We start from the raw sequence: 16,869 nt of genomic DNA on the forward strand, positions 1-16,869 counted from the left end.
ATGTCTTCTTACATTCTCATTCTATTATATCCCAAACGTGTTCACCAATAAATCCAATCATACTACAAATAGTTCGTCCATAAAATGAATAAGAGATAGACTTCTACTATCAATATGGGGATGATAAACATGGAAGAACGCTTTATTCCAACTTTGGTTCAATGTTTTTTTATTGCATTTGGGGTGTTAGCTGGAGGATCACTAATTGGCAGTATAGGCGCTTATTTCGTTGGAGAACCTCCTTTAACCATTATGGCAAGATTGGCGAAAAGCCTGAGAATCTGGGCTATTGTTGCGGCAATTGGAGGTACTTTTGCAACGATTGAAACGCTCGAAAAAGGGCTTCTCCAGGGATCAACCATAGATATTGTGAGACAGGTTGCCTATATTATTTCGGCTATGACGGGGGTACAAACGGCTGTAACCTGTATTGAATGGCTGATTCAGGAGGATATCACATAATGCACATACCACCATATTATAAACGCAGGGGCTTTCAATATTTTTTTGCAGGTGTGATTACAGGCACAGTGATTGCATACTTGCTCTTTCTGTTTTTTTATGGTGAATACACTGAGATGCGGATTGAGGAAAATATTCGCCTGCGAGATCAAATTGCTGAATTGGAACAGGACCTGGAAAATATTACAGAAGACAAAGAAAATTTATCGAAGCAAAATGAACAAAATTTAACCATTCAGGAAATTCAGGTTGAATTGGAAAATGCTGAGAAATTGAAACTCGACCGGTTTATCCAGCATGAGTTAAAAGAAAATATAAAGGATGAAATGAGTTCTCTAAAGGGCAGAAACATTGAAACCATGCAGGAAAACCTGTCATTAATTGAATCCTCGGTAGAAAATAAAACCTACCATATTTCCGACTTTAGCTATAGCGCAACCATCACACGATTAATCATTTCCAAAACCGTTTACGTAAAAGTAAAACTAAGCATGGCAAGCTCTTTAGCAGCAAAGGCGGAGGCGCACGTTGGTCCAGCTGCGGCTCCCAGGCCCAAGCGGTCATAAGCTGAATACCCTACATGGCCAAAAAGCGGCCACTCCGGATATTCTGCTTATGCCGTCGGGCCTAAACGGTCGCCTTCGCTTTTCTTTGTCAAGCTGCGGCTCCTAGGTCAAGGCGGATATAAGCCAAAGCCATTACGTGGCCAAACCCATGCCACTCCATGTCTTGGTCTTATCCCGCAGGACCTGACCAGTCGCCTTCGCTTTTCTTGTCCAGCTGCGGCTCCTAGGTCCAGGCCGACATAAGCAAAAGCCATTACGTGGCAAAAAACACGCCACTCCATGTCTTTTGCTTATACGGCAGGACCTGACCAGTCGCCTCCGCTTTTCTTTTAAAATTGACGTTTTTCTGAAAAAAACTGCCATTTTATTCATTTTTTGCTGATATTGGGTAATATAATAATAAGAAGACATTTTATGAAGGGGTGAGTACGATATGCTGGTCCTAAGCAGAAAAAAACTTGTTGAGGAAAAAACAAATCAATTATTAAATGGCTATTCCGCTTATTCTGACAATGATGAACTCATCCGACTGCTTGAACGAAATATTTCACGTCACAATCTTGATGTATTTTGCGATAGAACAGATATTGGCTGCTGGTTTATTCCAAAAAATCATGATGAACTCGTTTAATGAGCATGAGGAGGCCATTTTCTCCAATGGCACTCCTTATTAATAAGCTTACGCAAAGCCTTATTTGTCCGAATGGCTCCCCTGGTGATACTCCTTACATACCTCTTCCAACTCACGCACAACATCAGCCGTTTCATCCCAAGTATTGACCGATGCACCAGAAGCCAGTGGATGCCCGCCCCCATTATACCTTGCTGCTATATGATTAATGGTTGGTCCTCTGGAACGTAATCTTACGCGAATTTCGTCCGGCTCTTCAATAAAGAACACCCAGGTAATGATTCCTTCTATATCACCGAGCAGTCCGACTAACTGGGACGTTTCAGCAACAGTTATCCCATACTCTTCCAGAATATTCGTTGTAATTTTAACAGTACTTAATCCATTTTCTGTTACCGTAAAGTTCTGCAGAATAAATCCCTTTAATCGCGCAATATTATGCTTCGTATTATAAAGATCATCATACAGCTTTGAACGATCAAATGGATACTTTACAAGCTCAGACACATACTGGAAAGTTTTTGCGGATGCACTGGGAAATAAAAATCTGCCTGTATCTCCCACAATCCCGGCATATATCAGCCGTGCTGATTCGGCCGTCATCTTAAAGCCATCCTCTTTCCCCTCTAGATATAATTCATAAATCATTTCACTTGCTGAAGATGCCTCTGTATCTACCCACTCCACATCACCATAGGAGTCTGTTTTGGGATGATGATCAATCTTTATCAGTTTATCACCTTGAGCATAACGCTGATCACAGACGCGCTCCTGATTAGCCGTATCACATACAATAACGAGGGCATTTTTATATTGATCATCTTCAATTTCGTCAAGCTCCGCTAAAAAACGTAACGAAGGGTCCTCTTTCCCGGTAATATAAACCGTTTTTTCAGGAAAAGAGGCTTTAATCAGCTCTGCCAATCCTGCCTGGGATCCATAGGCATCAGGATCAGGACGGACATGACGATGGATAATAATTTGATCATATTGTTTAATGGCGGAAATAATTTCTTTTTTAGACAATGACGGATGCCTCACTTCTTCAATTTTCTTATTTTTACCATATCATACTATAAGATAGTAGCAAAATCTATGCTGAACCTTTAAAATGAATAGGGTAAGAAAGTTTTAATGAATATACATAAACATAGGAGCGTAGAATATGATTATTTTTCCATTCATAATCGTCATTTCATTAGTGCTGTACATTTTCTTTAAAGTACGAATCTTCAGCCTTAAAGATGAGCTGCTGATGCGGTATACAAATTCAAAAGCCCGTATTTCTTTAGGGGTACTCTTATTTTTCTTCGGTATTAACCAATATTTATTTTATGAGACAAGATTGTCTTTATTTATAGGGATTATCTTCCTTTTCTTTGGCTTTATCCAGGCCCAATACGGAGTGAAACTATTCAAACACTACCGTAAAGAAATAGTTAGAAGAGGAGAAGTGACCGGATAAACCCAAAGACATTAAAAAACGCTCATTTCCGAGCGTTTTTTAATTTGCGGATAGACTGCACTCTGCTGTTGACCTGAACACTAAGGAATGCTCCAATGAATTATCATCGCAGAAGCAAGTGTACTTTCTTGCTTCGAGTCGCCTCCGCTTTTCTTTGTCCAGCTGCGGCTCCTAGGTCAAGGCGGATATAAGTCAAAGCCATTCCGTGGCCAAGCCCATGCCACTCCATGTCTTCGCCTTATCCCGCATGACCTGAACAGTCGCCTCCGCTTTTCTCTGTCCAGCTGCGGCTCCCAGGCCCAAGCGGTCATAAGCAGAATACCCTCCATGGCCAAAAGCGGCCATTCCGGATATTCTGCTTATGCCGTCGGGCCTAAACGGTCGCCTCCGCTTTTCTTAATCACCGATCAATAAATTGTGCCAGCATAAGTGCTTTTCCCATAAGGACTTCATCCGAATAAATTTCTACATCTATTTTCGTAAATTTACGTCCGATTTCAAGCGGGTTCGGTTTAATTTCCAGCATACTTCCCAGCTGCACCGGTTTCATATAATAAATCGATAAGTTTTCTACGACCAGATCGCCTTTTTTATACTGTCTCAGCATTCTTGTACTGGCCTCTGTTACAAATGATGTAAACACACCATAAGAAAGTGTTCCCAGATGATTCGTCATTTGTGGGGTGACTTCAGAAAAGTAGGTTGTATTCGTTCCATCCTCCAGGAGTTCCATTTGATTCGACACAAGGTCATCGATGGTCTCCCCAATTTGCGGCTGTCTTTGGAGCTGCTGTAACCCTTTAATGACATCCTGACGGGTAATAATTCCCTGAAAATGTCCTTGAAAGTCAACGACAGGAATTAACTCAATCCCTTCCCACACCATAGAGTGGGCTGTATTAGCCAAAGAAGTCTGGGTTTGTACAGTCATTGGATTTTTCGTCATTACCTTATGTATAGGGAGATCCTGGTCCTTTCCGATTACATCCTTAGAGGTTACCATTCCCACCACACGCTGTTCTCCATCAACCACAGGATAACGGCTGTGGCCTGTCTGTTCATTCAACTCATACCATTGTTTCACAGAATCGGATGATCTTAGAAAGTGGGCCTGATCGAGAGGTGTAAAGATATCATCGACAATGATAATCTCTTTTTTGATAAGCTGATCGTAAATGGCACGGTTAATCATAGTGGCAACGGTGAACGTATCATAGGTTGTTGAGATAATCGGGAGATCCTTTTCATTTGCAAGTTCTTTCACATGATCTTCAGTATCAAATCCCCCGGTAATGAGCACAGCTGCTCCTGCCTGTAAAGCCAGTTCCTGCGCCCGAATTCGATTTCCTACAATTAAAAGAGAGTCTGCCTCTGTATACCTCATCATGGCTTCTAACTTCATCGCACCTATAACAAACTTATTTAACGTTTTATAAAGGCCTTCTCTGCCGCCCAAGACCTGTCCATCAACGATGTTTATAATCTCCGCAAACGTTAACTGTTCAATATTATCCTTTTTCTTTGTTTCAATTCGAATGGTTCCAACACGTTCAATGGTACTCACATACCCAATATTTTCAGCCTCTTTTATCGCACGGTAAGCTGTACCTTCACTAACATTCAGTTCTTTTGCAATTCTTCTGACTGAAATTTTACTGCCAATGGATAATGACTCGATATACTCTAATATTTGCTCGTGTTTAGTTGCCATATTGGGTTCACCAAACTTTCACTATCAAATTAGACGTCTAGTCCTATTATACCTGTGAAAGCTGGGACCTTCAATTTTGTTTTAGAAAAATTCGCTTATTTTCACTGTATTCTTCTATATTTATAAATTGTCTTTTCTTTATATCTAATAAAGTCCCGATATTTGCACCTGCCACGAGCAGAAAAAACACGATCCATGCTGCCCAGAATATGGAGCTTGCAGGGGTTGTCATCTCACGAATGGAAGGCAATGCCAGGTACAAAAAATAAAAGGCCATCAACAGCTTTAACAACGCATTCCGCTTGTCCATAATCCATCTCCTCCCTCTGCATTTGTTAATTCATTATATGTACATCTGCACTGAAAAAATGTAAGAAAAATCCCTCCTGCTATTAGCAAGAGGGAAAAGTCCTATAATTCCAGCGCGTCTCCGGCATTCATTACCTTACCAGTACCCGACTTGAGTTTTTCTACATAAGCGTTTGGATCCTGCTGAATAACCGGGAAGGTGTTGTAATGTACTGGAACGATCTGTTTGGCCTGAATCCATTCTGCAGCGATAACAGCATCATCAGGACCCATTGTAAAGTTATCTCCAATAGGTAAAAAGGCTAAATCAATATCGTTTAATTCTCCTATTAATTTTAAATCGGAAAATAAGCCCGTATCTCCGGCATGATAAATGGTTTTTCCTTCTGCATAAAATAATATTCCTGCAGGCATTCCGGTATAGTGGACGGTTCCATTTTCATCCGTATAGCTGGAACTGTGAAAGGCCTTCGTTAATTTAACAGTTCCGAAATCAAAGCTTTGACTTCCCCCTAAATTAGCAGGATGAGTGTTTAACCCCTGTGAACTCAAATAATCCGCAAGTTCTACGGGAGCAAGAACCAGGGCATCATTGCGCTTTGCAATAGACACGGTATCTCCCACATGGTCATTATGTCCGTGGGTAAGTAAAATAACATCGGTTTTTACAGTATCTGCATTTAAATCACACTGGTCATTTCCTGAGATGAATGGGTCAATTAAAATGGTTTTGTTTCCAACCTCCAGTTTTACGACTGAATGTCCATGATATGAAACTTTCATTTTACCACTCCTTCTCTTTAATATCTAAGGAAAACATTCCCTATTAATAGTTTATCCATGCCTCTTCATATTTTTCAAGTAAATGAGGATCAATCAGAGTATTTGGTTCCAATGTAACAGGTTTTCCATTTTCAATGATTTCCTGATCTTCATCCTTGCCAAATCGGGTAAGACTTAAAAGCATATCCGTTGTTAAAAAGCGGGTATCAGCCTTAACCTGGAGCTGGTTCACATCTATATTTTCCCTGCTTGCCATGACAAATCCCCAATTACCAAAGCTTGGAACATCCACATGGAAGTTTTCCACATTCAGCCCTGTAGCCGACAGGGTTTCTGAAATGGTCCAATATACTTCAGGTGCAAACACAGGACTTGTAGCCTGAACCATCATTGCTCCATCCGGCTTTAAATGATTCCGGACGAGTGAATAAAACTCTTTGGTATATAATTTATTTAAGCTCTCATTATTCGGATCCGGCAAATCAGCGATGATTACATCAAAAAATTCCTTTGATTTTTCCAGGTACTCAAACGCATCCCTATGCATGACCGTTACTTTGTCGTCCTTTAATGCCCCTTTATTCAGCTCCAGCAGATGATAGCTGCTGTTGGCTAATTCAACGACTGCCGGATCCAAATCTACTAATGTAATGTCTCCTGTCTCCTCATACTTTAATAGTTCTCTAATGGCTAATCCGTCCCCACCACCTAAAACGAGAATATCATCATGGCGATCTGCCTGGGACATCACCGGATGAACCAGCACCTCGTGATAACGATATTCATCTGCAGAACTAAACTGAAGACTGCCATTAAGATATAACCGGGTATCTCCTTGCTCTTTGGTTAACACAATTTTTTGATACTGGGTATTTTCCATATAAATAATCGGGTCCTTATACATCTTTTGCTCAAACGAAAAAGCTAATTTTTCGCCAAAAAATAAGCCCCCAACCAGCAGTACTCCGATAAAAACACCCACGAATCCATGCTTTTTCCAGCCTTTGATTTCATTTCTGAAAATCCATAAAATATATAATGCTACACCTAAGTTTATACAGCCGACGAAAAATGCACTCTTTACCATCCCTAATCCAGGGCGTAACCAGAAGACAAATAGCAGTCCGCCTATAAGTCCTCCTGCATAATCGGAAAATAGTACTCGGGCGGTACTTTTATTTAATGTTACCCCCAATTGATTGGCTTTACGAATTAAAACAGGGAGTTCGACACCTGTTAACCCTCCGACAATCAGGGTAATTAAATATAAATATAACGACTCCGTTCCATTAGGAAGAAAGGCTGTAACTCCAAACATTGTGAAGCTGGAAAAGCCACCAAATACAGCTACCATAAATTCTATCCATACAAAGGAGAGAATTAAATTTTTATTCAGTCGTTCACTTAAGCTTGCACCAATCCCCATCCCTGTTAAAAACAATGAAATCGTCAGGGTGTATTGTTTTACGCCATCTCCTATGATGTAAGAACCCAGGGCACCAAATATAACCTCAAATATAATCCCGCAAATCGACACGATACCTGATGCCCAATAGATCATTTTGCTCTTTTTTTCTGCATTCAATTGTTCCACCACACTATTACGTAATTGACGCTCCGATGGTAAATCCTAGTCCAATAGAAACGGCTAAGGAAACAATTCCTACAGCCACGTTGCCTTCCTTCAGCTTTTCCTCAACTGAAAACTTACGTGTTAATCCCTCAAAAATAAAGTAAGCAATCAATTGAAGCAGCACACCATAGGCTCCCCAGATCACTGTCTCCCCTATATGTATACTTTCGTAAATCGCAAAGGCTAAAATAATGCATATCCCTATGATTTTACCTGATATAGATAAGGCAACTGCTTTATTTCCCTGCTGTACTTCTTCCCAGTCCTTATATTTTGTGACCAGTTCAAAAATTACAAGACCAACAATGACAACCAGAATTGCAATGACAAAGTATAAAAAAGTGTATAAAAAAGGTTCCATAATGAACGCTCCTCCTTTTATTTTCCTACGCCCGGACCTCCACCTCTTGAAAAGAAGCCCCGGAATGATCCAACATCTCCTGAACGATATTTTTTCGAATTCATATATCCGCCATAGCAGTCTCCCCCAGCACAGCGTCTGGTACGTTTTTTCGCCCAATCATCCACATCTAAAACATCATCAAGTAACCATAAGGCAAAAAATCCGTTGAAAAAATTAGGAGAATAATGATTACGGACAAATTCGGTTGTTGCAAGCTCCATAAGTAATAAACCATCTTCATTTTCATCCATTTGCAGGGTGAGTATATCATCCTGATAAATAAAAATCTGTTTTTGATCCTGTACATCACTGACCTCTTCAGGATCTGATCCCTGCTGTACTAATGATGAAAGTTCATCCATTGTAAATTGTTTGGTCGCATAGATTCTTGTACTCTCATTTGTGCCTTCCGAAATAACATCTACCAGTGTAAAGTTATCCTCTAACAAACTTTCGATATCCGCATATGTTTGTCCTCCTATATTTTCTTCCACCTGCTCCCTGGACTGCTGATCCAGTTCAGCTCCTGACATTCCCCGATTAAGTCCAAGGCTTCCACATCCGGAAAGAAAAAGGAGACTCAGGATAATTAAAAACACATACCGTTTCAAAACATCCCCTCCTTTCTATGAAATAAGTCCTTTCATCACATGAGACAGGTCTTAAGTAAAATTTTGCTTAAATAGAACGTATCACACTGAAAACAGAATAGCCAGACCACTTAAAGTGATCATGGCTATTAAACCTGATGTCTTATTCTTTGCCTAATTTCTTTTTTAAAGCGGAAAGCTCGTCATCAACATCACTGTTCTTTTCAAGCTCTTTGAACTCATCATCCAGCGAGCGGCTTTCTGAGGACAGGTCCTCACTTGTTTCCGCTTCAGCTTCATATTTCAGTACCTTCTCTTCCATTCGCTCAAAGCCCTGTCTCGACTCATCACTCCCCACAGAAGACATGGTTCTGTTCATCTTTGTACGAGTTTTCGCTGATTCTGCACGGGCTTTTAAGGTATCCTTTTTAAGCTTCATTTCCCGATACTCACTTTTCATCTCGTCAAGCTTGGAACGTAAATTGTCGGAATCCTGTTTGGCCCTTTCCCAGGAAGCCTTTAACTGTTCGGCCTGCTGTTCATGATTCTTCTTATCCTCCAATGCCCGGCGTGCTAAATCTTCATTTCCTGACTCAATAGCCGTTTCAGCCTGATTTTGGCGTTTATCCACCATTGCCTGTGCATCATCATATTTTCTTTTCAGCATTTTCTCATTCGCAATCTGTTTCGCAATGGCACTTTCGGATTCCCGAATATCCTCTTCCATATCCCTCATAAACTGATCCAGCATCTTAACCGGATCCTCTGCCTTATCTAACATGGAATTTAATTCTGAACTAACAACGGTTTTCATACGCTTAAAAAATTTAAACATTTCAAGTCCTCCTTCAAAATCTTTATATGACTATATAATCATGATCATTTTCCTAATGGGAACCAGCAATAATTTTAATTTCGTATTCCTTTATTGGATAGCCTGCACTCACTTCGATTTCCGGTCCCCAATTCTCTACACTTAAAAAATTCTCCTCCTCATCGTCAATATAGTCCCCATAATGCACCTGACGACCACTTAAAGGTTCGCTTCTGCCAAAACCTGTCACCTGTGCCTGACCATCTTCACTTAAATAATAAGTCGTTCCTTCATACTCCAATGTTTTTGGAAAAGGTTCCGTCACAGGCAGCTGAATCTTTTTATAAATGCCTACTTCAAGTTCATCATCCATTTCAGCCGATAGCCAGATAGAATCTCTTCCCTTAAGGAGCTGGTAAGCCGTCCATTTATAGCCGGAATCCCGATAATCAATTTTACCGGTAACCTCATAATCTTCCAGGTCATAAGTAACAATATCACCAACCTTCATATTCAGGACGGTTCTTTCTTCAATTTCCGGTTTATTATCTTTTTTTCCAAATAGCTTAGAAAAGATTCCCAAACCTTTCACCTCACTTAACTGTGATCAGGGGACCTTTAACAGTCGTACAATTCATATACGGTTTAAAATCCATCATGGTTTCAAAAGAACTAAACTTTTTATAAAGTGAAACTTCCATCAGTGGGGGGGTTCTCCATCCCCCACTGATGAGTAACAAATCCTGTAACAATTTTCGTTCACCATCGTTCATATTGCAACATAACGTAATCGGCCAGCCTTTATTTTTTAAGGAATCATTGATAAAGTCTAATTAAGAAGGAGGATACACAATGAATAACAGAATCGATCATCTATTGAAGCAAATGAATCAGGAGCAAATAGATAGTACATTGATTACATCAAAAGCAAACATTTATTATTTTTCCAATTACTTAACCGACCCACATGAAAGGTTAGTTGCCATATATGTGGATCAAAAGGGTCATACTCTGCTTATCCTTCCTGAAATGGAGGAAAAGGATGCAATAGCAGCCGGCTGGTCTAAAGATATTTTATCCTATAACGATGACACAGACCCATGGTTACTCTTAAAAAACTATGTAGAAAAAACCGGGCATGTACCTGGAAGTATAGCAGTAGAAAAAGAGAACCTGTCCCTGAGCCGTGGCGAAATTGTTGCCCAATCCTTTCCGAATACTGAAATAAAGGATGCAACCGAACTCCTGAATCAGCTGCGTGTACAAAAAGATCAAAAGGAATTTCAGTTATTGAAGCAGGCAGCACAGCTTGCCGATTTTGGAGTGAAAACCGGAGTTAAGGCCATTGAAGAAGGAAAGTCTGAAATGGAAATTGTGGCTGAGATTGAATATGCCTTAAAACGTGAAGGGGTCAGAGAAATGTCCTTTTCCACACTCGTGTTAGCGGGGGACAAAACCTCATCCCCTCACGGAAATCCAGGCAAACAAAAAATTGAGCCTGGCAACTTTGTCCTGTTTGACTTAGGTGTGGTATACGAAGGCTACTGCTCGGACATCACCAGAACGGTCGCATACAAGCATGCAACTGCTGAACAGGAAAAGATTTACAACACCGTTCTAAAGGCTGAAAAAGCAGCTATTGATGCCTGCGAAATTGGAAAACCCGTCGGTGATATAGATAAAACATCGAGACATTTAATTGAGCAGGCAGGTTATGGGAAGTACTTCATGCACCGTATTGGCCATGGACTGGGAATTGATGTACATGAGCATCCTTCCATGAGCGGAAATAACACTCTTCCATTAAAGGAAGGCATGTGCTTTACCATAGAACCAGGGATTTATATTCCCGAAGTTGGTGGCGTAAGAATTGAAGATGATATTTTCATGACAAAAAAAGGCCCCGAAATTCTAACATCCTATCCAAAAGACCTGCAAATTATTGGGTAGAGGTAGAAAAGCGGAGGGGCCTTGTCCAGACCCGACTGTGTAAGCAAGCCCCATGGAGCGGCTCCAGCCGCGTAGTGGGGCTTGCTTACATCAGCGAGGGTCTAGGCCCCATAGCTGGACAGAGAAAAGCGGAGGCGCACACTCAGCAAAATATGAAGGTTAAAAAGACTGACCTGTTCCCCAGGTCAGCCTTTGTATTTGGTATAGCAAATTATAAATTAGCTGTTTTGTGAATAAGTAATCAGTAGAGGCCACGTCCGGCTCCAGCGCCCAGCAACTAGCCGTGACTTCCTTCCCTTACTTTAATAAATTATCAATATGAGAGTATTCCAGTTGATGTGCCTGTGCTACGGCTTCATAGGTTACATATCCTTTTAATGTATTAATCCCCTTTTGTAAAGCCTGATTATCCTGGCAAGCCTGAACATATCCTTTGTTCGCAATTTGAAGAGCATACGGTACAGTAACATTTGTTAAAGCAATGGTTGATGTTCTTGGAACTGCACCCGGCATATTAGCCACTGTATAGTGCAATACCCCATGCTTCTCAAATACAGGATCATCATGAGTTGTAATCCGGTCAGACGTTTCAGCATTTCCTCCCTGATCAATAGCAACATCAACAATAACTGAGCCGTCTTTCATTGATTTCACCGTATCCTCTGAAATCAATTGAGGTGCTTTTGCGCCTGGAATCAGGACAGAACCAATCACTAAATCAGATTTTGTTACAGCTTCCTCAATGTTAAGCTCATTAGACATCAAGGTCTGAACAGAACTGCCAAAAATGTCATCCAACTCACGTAAGCGTTCAGGATCTAAGTCAAGAATCGTAACATCGGCTCCCATACCAGCGGAAATCTTCGCAGCATTCGTACCTACAACACCACCACCGATAATGGTCACCTTTCCACGGCTTACACCTGGTACTCCTCCTAACAGAATTCCTTTTCCTCCTTTAGGTTTTTCTAAAAATTGCACACCACTCTGTGCTGCCATACGTCCTGCAACTTCACTCATAGGTGTAAGAAGGGGCAGGGACCCATTTTTGGATTGAACCGTTTCGTATGCAATTCCCACGACTTTCTTATCAATAAGAGCCTTTGTTACCTCGGGCTCTGCCGCAAGATGTAAGTATGTAAATAAAATGAGCCCTTCATGGAAATAGTCAAATTCCTCCGGTAACGGTTCCTTTACTTTCATGACCATCTGTTTATTCCATGCTTCCTCTGCAGAAGATACGATAACCGCACCTGCCTGTTCATATTCCTCATCTGAAAAACCGGAGCCTGTGCCTGCATTCGTTTCAATATATACTTGATGGCCGGCATTCTTTAATGCTAAAACACCTGCCGGGGTTAATGCTACCCGATTTTCATTATTCTTTATTTCCTTTGGTACAGCAATTTTCATTTTTTCCTCTTCCTCCTTAAGCCCTTACTTATAGTCCTTTCAGCTTACCATCATGACTTGGAGCGTAAAATGTTTATGTTTTGTAAGCCTTTTCACTATATGAAGTCTACCATTTATTTCTTTGAAAATAAATAGATTATAAATGCCGGTGAATAACGTCCTTTCCGCCCGTTATATCAAAAACAGAGCCTGTAATCATATCTGATGAATCCTCGCACAAAAATAAAATGGCTCTGGCAATATCTTCGCCTGTACCGGAGCGTCCAATCGGGGTATTTTCATCAAACGATTCACGACTCTCCGAAATAGTGGCTTCTTTCATTTTACCCATGATATTTCCCGGACAAATCATATTCGATGTAATTCCGTTTTCAGCCTCTTCGTAAGCAATCGTTTTGGTCAATGAAACAAGGCCCACTTTAGCCGCACTGAATGCAGACCGATAAATCCAGCCAGGTGCATCAGCTGCCCCTTGGAAACCATAATTGATGATGCGGCCAAAATGCTGTCTTCTCATAATCGGCAACACCTCTTTTAACAAATAAAAAACAGCATCAAGATTTCCCCTGATCATCTGATTCCATTCTTCTATCTCATAGTCAACAAGCTTTTTTCGCTCAAATATGTAAGGACCCGCATTATTAATAAGAAAATCAATTCTTCCATAACGCTCCATAGCATGCTGTATCAGCAGGGATAACTGATCAGGATTCTGAACATCTGTCTGCACAATCTGCAATCGATCCTGACATGACTCATATTGCTGAGCTAACTGATTAGCTTTTTCCTTATCATTGCGGTATGTTGCCGTTACAGAATAGCCCTTTTCCAATAGGGATTCTGTTACTTTTCTTCCTAAGCCCTTTGTTCCCGCTGTAACAATGGCATGTCTCATACTCATCCTCCATCACTTACAATTTCTAATTCCAAAATTTACTCTGTATCACTATTTTATCATTATATTGAAACAGAAGAAAACAAGTGAGGCCGGGAAAAGTGTTTTACGGACGGAAATTGAACGATAACTGATACATTTATCTGTCTGTTTTACTCAGTCCACTTTTCGATCTCCTTTGTCCTCTGGTGTTAGTTGTACGTCCTTAAACAAAAGGAATGGCTTACCCTGAGTAAGCCATTCCTATTTCTGTAAATCCAATTTTATTTCCGGGGAAATTTATCATCTTTCCTAAAGATTTGACAAGCGTACTGTATCTCTTGCAATCATCACTTCTTCATTTGTCGGAATGACGATCACTTTTACTGGAGAATGAGGGTAATTAATAAACGTTTCTTTGCCGCGTACATCATTTGATTTCGGATCCCAATAAACACCCATAAATTCTAAACCTTTCAGGACCTTCTCCCTTATGCTTACACTATTTTCACCTACTCCAGCAGTGAAGATAATGGCATCCACACCGGACATTCTAGCCGCATAAGAACCGAGATACTTATGGATACGACCTGCAAAGACATCAAGGGCTAAACCTGCGCGATGATCGCCTTCTTTCTGAGCTTCTTCAATATCTCTTAAATCACTGGAAAAACCGGATAAAGCAAGCATACCACTTTCTTTATTCAATACATTAATGACTTCATCCGCACTTTTTCCTGTCTTTTCCATGATAAATGGAATGAGAGCAGGGTCAATATTACCAGAACGGGTTCCCATAGTTACACCTGCCAATGGTGTGAAGCCCATTGAAGTATCGATGGATTTTCCACCCTCAATAGCTGCTATACTTGCACCATTTCCCAAGTGACAGGAAATCAGACGAAGATTTTCGAGTGGTACATTTAATAGCTCTGAAGCTCGTTGTGATACATACTTATGGGATGTACCATGGAAGCCATATTTACGGATTCCATATTTTTCATAATATTCATAAGGTAAGCTATACAGGTAAGACTGTTCTGGCATAGTCTGGTGAAAAGCAGTATCAAATACAGCCACTGCAGGCGTATTCGGTAAAATTTCCTGAAAGGCACGAATTCCTACTAAGTTAGCAGGATTGTGCAATGGAGCCAGTTCAGATACCTCTTCTATTTCCTTTATCACTTCTTCCGTAATAAGGACGGAATCATTGAATTTTTCACCACCATGTACAATCCGGTGCCCAATCGCCTCAATTTCATCATAGGACTGAATGACACCAGTATTGAGCAGCTTCTCTAATAAGGTTTTTACAGCTACTTCATGGTCTGCAATATCCTTTGTTTCTGTATCCTTCTCATCATCTACTTCAATTGTAAAGACGGAATCGTTCAGCCCGATTCTCTCCACAAGTCCTTTCGTTAAAACCGTTTCATCTGGCATTTCGATTAATTGGAACTTTAACGAAGAGCTGCCAGCATTAATGGCTAACACCTTATTCACAGTACTCAACTCCTCTTGTAATTAGAAATTCACTTTTACCTTTCCCATTTAACCTTTTTCCATTGATGGAAGAAAAAGCTAAATAAGGAATCTATTCTATTCAGGTACCATACATACTTTAAAATACTAATATTCTAAGCACAAGAAAGAACCTTTGTTGAGTACGCTTTCAGCCGAATGTTTTTATTTTCTGTCATTTTTAAACCATTGATCAATTTCATTTAGCTTACGATCCATCGCATGTACATCTTTAAATGACGGCAATTGAGCCATTAAAACCTTGCCTGGATTTTTTGTCTCAATTCCTTTCTTCTGCAGGATAAAAATACTTTTTGCATTTTTTTCACTGGTGAACATGGACATAGGCAATTGTATGATTCCCTGAATATGTGCCTGTTCATTTAAATATTCGTGAAGCTTGTCTGATTGATCACTGTCAAACAGAAAATTAGGGATGAGTAAGAAAAGATACCCACCGGCCAATGTATAATGTAAGGACTGTTCAATAAACAGGTGATGCGCATAGGAATGCTGGTTATCTTCTGCTCTTAATTGAAAGGATTTAGCATTGTCATCGTCAGGATAATATCCTACAGGCAAGTCCGAAACAACGACGTCCACAGGTTCCAGTAACAGGTCTCTCAGACTGTCCTGATGGAACAGCTCAATTTCATGTTCCTGTAAATTTGCATTCATATAAGCAAGTTCAGTTAGTGTTGGGTCCACTTCACTGCCATATGCCTCAATTTTTTGTGAAAGCTGGTTGATGACACCAGTCAGCAGATTTCCGCTTCCACTTGCAGGGTCAAAAATTCTCAGTTCTTTCTTATGGCCCATAAATTTGTTCACTAAATAGCCCATGAATATGGCCACTGCATCCGGTGTAATATAATGCTGCTGCTGTGTTGCTCCTTTCATTCCCTTCAGAATCGCTAATTGCAGTGCTTTTCGAATTTCCTCTTTAGAATAATCATCTAACTTCTCAGCTTGAATTTGTTTAAGCAGGGTCTGTTTAAAAGGCTCCTCGATCTCTTCAGCTACATCCCCGCTAAAGAGCAGCCCGCATGCTTCAGCCAATCCATCTAAATAAGGAATGTTCTCTTCTTTTTCAATGATCGTGGTTGTTTCATCAAACCATTTAAACAGCTTCTCTACTTTTTCCTGATCCATATCCTATCCCTCAATTCACTTCTGATTCTATGTATAATGACAGACCAACTCCCGGCCTTAACCAAGAGCCGGGAGCTATGTATGTTAATGCTTTATTATGCCTTTGCTGCTTTCAAAGCGGATTCATAGTCTGGATGATCAGTTACTTCTGAAACATATTCTACATATGTTACTTTGTTGTTCTCGTCCACAACAAATACTGATCTTGCTAATAACCGAAGCTCTTTGATTAATGCTCCATAAGCTTGACCGAAAGAAGCATCCCGGTGATCAGACAGCGTGATGACATTTTCAACTCCTGCAGCACCACACCAGCGTTTTTGAGCAAAAGGCAAGTCCATACTTATGGTCAGTATAGTAACATCGCCCAGGTTATTTGCCTCTTCATTAAAACGACGGGTCTCTGCATCACATACGCCCGTGTCCAGGGAAGGAACTGCAGTGATAATCTTTTTCCCGGCAAAATCCTTTAAAGATTTTTCCTCAAGATCATTGTTTAACACTGTAAAGTCAGGGGCCTGATCTCCTACTTTCACTTCCTCCCCCAGTAAAGTAACGGGGTCTCCACCAAACGTAACATTTGCCATCTCGT

19 protein-coding genes are annotated in these 16,869 nt (G+C 40.5%); 5 read left to right on the plus strand and 14 right to left on the minus strand.

Translation table 11 applies throughout. The features are described 5' to 3' along the window. Positions 1 to 129: 129 nt before the first annotated feature. The 3 genes from ytrH (at position 130) to ABD006_RS03390 (ending at position 1,659) form a co-directional block, all read left to right on the plus strand. Entirely contained in the window at positions 130 to 462 is a 333-nt protein-coding gene (gene ytrH / locus ABD006_RS03380) for a sporulation membrane protein YtrH (protein WP_343837519.1), read from the plus strand. Next, positions 462 to 1,028, plus strand: a complete 567-nt coding sequence (gene ytrI / locus ABD006_RS03385; protein WP_343837521.1) for a sporulation membrane protein YtrI — start codon at positions 462 to 464, stop codon at positions 1,026 to 1,028. Before ytrH ends, ytrI begins: the two co-directional genes overlap by 1 nt. A gap of 433 nt (positions 1,029 to 1,461) precedes the next feature. Beyond that, positions 1,462 to 1,659: a YtzJ family protein gene (locus ABD006_RS03390; protein ID WP_343837523.1), complete on the plus strand. Its 198-nt coding sequence runs from the start codon at positions 1,462 to 1,464 to the stop codon at positions 1,657 to 1,659. Between the two features lie 60 nt (positions 1,660 to 1,719). Here ABD006_RS03390 and ABD006_RS03395 read toward each other — a convergent pair whose 3' ends face one another. Next, positions 1,720 to 2,685: a DHH family phosphoesterase gene (locus ABD006_RS03395; protein ID WP_343837525.1), complete on the minus strand. Its 966-nt coding sequence runs from the start codon at positions 2,683 to 2,685 to the stop codon at positions 1,720 to 1,722. A gap of 139 nt (positions 2,686 to 2,824) precedes the next feature. On the opposite strand from ABD006_RS03395, the gene ABD006_RS03400 reads away from it, so the two are divergent. After that, entirely contained in the window at positions 2,825 to 3,124 is a 300-nt protein-coding gene (locus ABD006_RS03400; RefSeq protein WP_343837527.1) for a YtpI family protein, read from the plus strand. Positions 3,125 to 3,524: 400 nt separating this feature from the next. Here ABD006_RS03400 and ABD006_RS03405 read toward each other — a convergent pair whose 3' ends face one another. From ABD006_RS03405 to ABD006_RS03440, 8 genes are all read right to left on the minus strand, one after another. Further along, on the minus strand, positions 3,525 to 4,835 hold the full coding sequence (locus ABD006_RS03405) for a DRTGG domain-containing protein (protein ID WP_343837528.1): 1,311 nt from the start codon (positions 4,833 to 4,835) through the stop codon (positions 3,525 to 3,527). 70 nt (positions 4,836 to 4,905) lie between these two features. Further along, positions 4,906 to 5,145, minus strand: coding sequence for a hypothetical protein (locus ABD006_RS03410; protein ID WP_343837530.1), 240 nt, complete (start codon positions 5,143 to 5,145; stop codon positions 4,906 to 4,908). A gap of 101 nt (positions 5,146 to 5,246) precedes the next feature. Continuing rightward, the gene (locus ABD006_RS03415; protein ID WP_343837532.1) at positions 5,247 to 5,927 is read right to left on the minus strand and encodes a metal-dependent hydrolase; all 681 of its coding nucleotides are present in this window, start codon (positions 5,925 to 5,927) and stop codon (positions 5,247 to 5,249) included. A 43-nt stretch (positions 5,928 to 5,970) separates the two neighbouring features. Next, complete coding sequence (locus tag ABD006_RS03420; protein ID WP_343837534.1) at positions 5,971 to 7,521, minus strand: polyamine aminopropyltransferase; 1,551 nt, start codon at positions 7,519 to 7,521, stop codon at positions 5,971 to 5,973. Between the two features lie 7 nt (positions 7,522 to 7,528). Next, positions 7,529 to 7,921: a DUF350 domain-containing protein gene (locus ABD006_RS03425; protein ID WP_343837536.1), complete on the minus strand. Its 393-nt coding sequence runs from the start codon at positions 7,919 to 7,921 to the stop codon at positions 7,529 to 7,531. Positions 7,922 to 7,938: 17 nt separating this feature from the next. After that, positions 7,939 to 8,574 (minus strand): DUF4247 domain-containing protein, encoded by a 636-nt coding sequence (locus ABD006_RS03430; protein WP_343837539.1) that lies wholly within the window; start codon positions 8,572 to 8,574, stop codon positions 7,939 to 7,941. 142 nt (positions 8,575 to 8,716) lie between these two features. After that, entirely contained in the window at positions 8,717 to 9,388 is a 672-nt protein-coding gene (locus ABD006_RS03435; protein WP_343837541.1) for a PspA/IM30 family protein, read from the minus strand. A 52-nt stretch (positions 9,389 to 9,440) separates the two neighbouring features. Beyond that, positions 9,441 to 9,950: a DUF4178 domain-containing protein gene (locus ABD006_RS03440; protein ID WP_343837543.1), complete on the minus strand. Its 510-nt coding sequence runs from the start codon at positions 9,948 to 9,950 to the stop codon at positions 9,441 to 9,443. A 269-nt stretch (positions 9,951 to 10,219) separates the two neighbouring features. On the opposite strand from ABD006_RS03440, the gene ABD006_RS03445 reads away from it, so the two are divergent. Then, on the plus strand, positions 10,220 to 11,317 hold the full coding sequence (locus ABD006_RS03445; RefSeq protein ID WP_343837546.1) for a M24 family metallopeptidase: 1,098 nt from the start codon (positions 10,220 to 10,222) through the stop codon (positions 11,315 to 11,317). 297 nt (positions 11,318 to 11,614) lie between these two features. On the opposite strand, the gene ald is transcribed toward ABD006_RS03445, so the two are convergent. The 5 genes from ald to tpx all read right to left on the minus strand — a co-directional run bounded on the left by ald (position 11,615) and on the right by tpx (position 16,864). After that, on the minus strand, positions 11,615 to 12,730 hold the full coding sequence (gene ald, locus ABD006_RS03450) for an alanine dehydrogenase (protein ID WP_343837548.1): 1,116 nt from the start codon (positions 12,728 to 12,730) through the stop codon (positions 11,615 to 11,617). 136 nt (positions 12,731 to 12,866) lie between these two features. Beyond that, a complete protein-coding gene (locus ABD006_RS03455; RefSeq protein WP_343837550.1) occupies positions 12,867 to 13,625 on the minus strand; it encodes an SDR family oxidoreductase in 759 nt (252 codons plus the stop codon). 291 nt (positions 13,626 to 13,916) lie between these two features. Continuing rightward, positions 13,917 to 15,107: an acetate kinase gene (locus ABD006_RS03460; RefSeq protein WP_343837553.1), complete on the minus strand. Its 1,191-nt coding sequence runs from the start codon at positions 15,105 to 15,107 to the stop codon at positions 13,917 to 13,919. A 183-nt stretch (positions 15,108 to 15,290) separates the two neighbouring features. Then, on the minus strand, positions 15,291 to 16,277 hold the full coding sequence (locus ABD006_RS03465; RefSeq protein WP_343837555.1) for a class I SAM-dependent methyltransferase: 987 nt from the start codon (positions 16,275 to 16,277) through the stop codon (positions 15,291 to 15,293). Positions 16,278 to 16,372: 95 nt separating this feature from the next. Beyond that, a complete protein-coding gene (gene tpx, locus ABD006_RS03470; RefSeq protein ID WP_343837557.1) occupies positions 16,373 to 16,864 on the minus strand; it encodes a thiol peroxidase in 492 nt (163 codons plus the stop codon). Positions 16,865 to 16,869: the final 5 nt, after the last annotated feature.

Source organism: Salinibacillus aidingensis (assembly GCF_039522525.1).
Classification (GTDB): domain Bacteria; phylum Bacillota; class Bacilli; order Bacillales; family Alkalibacillaceae; genus Salinibacillus; species Salinibacillus aidingensis.